Source organism: Burkholderia singularis, from assembly GCF_900176645.1.
Taxonomy (GTDB): Bacteria; Pseudomonadota; Gammaproteobacteria; order Burkholderiales; family Burkholderiaceae; genus Burkholderia; species Burkholderia singularis.
Genome location: NZ_FXAN01000010.1, coordinates 1 through 1,956 on the forward strand (window position 1 = coordinate 1; position 1,956 = coordinate 1,956).

Here is a 1,956-nt window from a genome sequence, read left to right on the forward strand (position 1 = left end):
TAACGAAGAGTTATCCACACCGGAATAGATGTACTACGCTGTCTCGGGGTGGGGCAGATTTAGATGAAATCGGTCGGTTAAGACTCGGTGGAAATCAACACTACGGCGGCCGCCTCGGCCGACGGCGCCCGATAGACCTCCTTGAGCGCCGCCGCGACCGATTTCCGGTCTTTCCAGCTGGCGAAGTCCAGCGAGTTCCGGATCAGGTGCACGATGCAGGTCTGGACCGTCGTTTCCGGGAACACCGTGTTGATCGCTTCCGGGAAGCCCTTCAGGCCGTCGACCACGGCAATCAGGATGTCCTGCACGCCGCGCAGCTTCAGGTCGTTCACCACCCGCAGCCAGAACTTGGCCCCCTCGGTCTGCTCGATCCAGAGGCCCAGCACCTCGCGTGTGCCATCGCGGCGCACGCCTAGCGCCAGGTAGATCGCCTTGTTGCGCACCACGCCTTCGTCGCGGATCTTGACCCGCAAGGCGTCAAAGAACACGACCGGGTACATCGGCTCAAGCGGCCGTTGCTGCCATTCGCGCACTTCGTCGATCACCGCGTCAGTGACGGTGCTGATGAAGTCCGGCGACACCTCGATGCCGTACATCTCCAGCAGGAAGCCCTGAATCTCCCGCACGCTCATGCCGCGTGCATACATCGCGATGATCTTGTCGTCGAAGCCGGTAAAGCGCCGCTCGCCCTTAGCGATCAGCACCGGATCGAAGGTGCCTTCGCGGTCGCGCGGAATCTCGACGTCAAGCAGGTCGTCGTCGGTCGCGATGCGCTTGCGGCTGGTGCCGTTGCGATGGTTCGTGCGGTCCGTCGGCTTGGTTTCACCCTTCTCGTAGCCGAGGTGGTGGGTCAGTTCACCGCCCAGCGCGCGCTCGAAGATCGCCTTCTTGAGCGCCGCGAGCTGCTCGTTGATCGTCGCCCGGTCCAGCGTTCCGGGCACCAGTTGCTTGATCAGTTCCGGGTCCAGGTTCAAGCCCTTGCCCGGTTCAATCGTCACTTCTTCCTTGCGTTTGCGTGGCATAAAGTGGCTCCTTGGCCTTCAGTTTATGCCTCACACACAAAGGTTCGGATAGGCTCATCCGGCCGCGCAAATCCAGACCTGCATCGTGCATCTGATCCGTAATTCGCTGAATCTGGCGAGCTGGAAGGACCGCAAGCCGCTGGCCGCCGCGATCAAGCCGATCTACCAAGCCGCCACGGCCGAGGTGGCGGCAGCGGCGCTCGACGCCTTTGCACAGAGCGAGTGGGGCCGCAAATTCTCCACCGTCGCGGCCATGTGGCAGCGCCAATGGGAGCAGGTGATCCCCTTCTTTGCCTATCCACCCGAGGTGCGTCGAATTGTATATACGACAAACGCCATCGAGAGTATGCACATGCAGTTGCGCAAGATCGTGAAGAATCGCGGCCACTTCCCGAGCGACGAAGCGGCCAGCAAACTGCTGTACTTGGCCTTGCGCAACATCGAAAAGGACTGGAAGATGCCGCCTATCACCTGGCGGCAAGCAGTCAATCAGTTCGCCATTCTGTTCGGCGAGCGATTCACCGCCGCCATCAGCTGAGATTTTTAACCGACCTCAGCACACGAAATTCCTGACACGTCCCGATCCACAATCATTACCAGCCAGCTACTGCTCGAACAGTGGCATGCGACATCAGCCGGATCGCATGCGTAACCCCGACCTCGCCGCCTACCGCCACCGCATACGTGAAAGGACCACCCATGAATACCATGCTCGCCCCGAGCGCGATCGCCTTGAAAGCATCGGCTCCTCGCCTGACTTCACCATCGATCATCACAGCCGCGTCGCGGCAGGCCTCCATCATTAGAAGAAGAATGGCAAGAGGCACGCCCCGTCATGCTGACTGTGTCAGCGTCGGATAGATACTCCCCACTTTCGTCGAAGTAATTTTCCCCAGTTTTTTATCTGACGGTGCCGCGGTAGCGGCGCCGTCCT

Annotated in this window: 1 protein-coding gene and 2 pseudogenes; 1 reads left to right on the forward strand and 2 read right to left on the reverse strand. The window is 60.4% G+C overall.

What is annotated here, in order from left to right:
• Window positions 1–80: 80 nt before the first annotated feature.
• Window positions 81–1,022 (reverse strand): annotated as a pseudogene (locus BSIN_RS00835) (IS256 family transposase); the annotation flags it as partial.
• A 58-nt stretch (window positions 1,023–1,080) separates the two neighbouring features.
• On the opposite strand from BSIN_RS00835, the pseudogene BSIN_RS00840 reads away from it, so the two are divergent.
• A pseudogene (locus BSIN_RS00840) lies at window positions 1,081–1,560 on the forward strand (transposase); the annotation flags it as partial.
• Between the two features lie 55 nt (window positions 1,561–1,615).
• Here the strand turns inward: BSIN_RS00840 and BSIN_RS00845 are convergent.
• A complete protein-coding gene (locus BSIN_RS00845; RefSeq protein WP_256583494.1) occupies window positions 1,616–1,849 on the reverse strand; it encodes an alpha-hydroxy-acid oxidizing protein in 234 nt (77 codons plus the stop codon).
• Window positions 1,850–1,956: the final 107 nt, after the last annotated feature.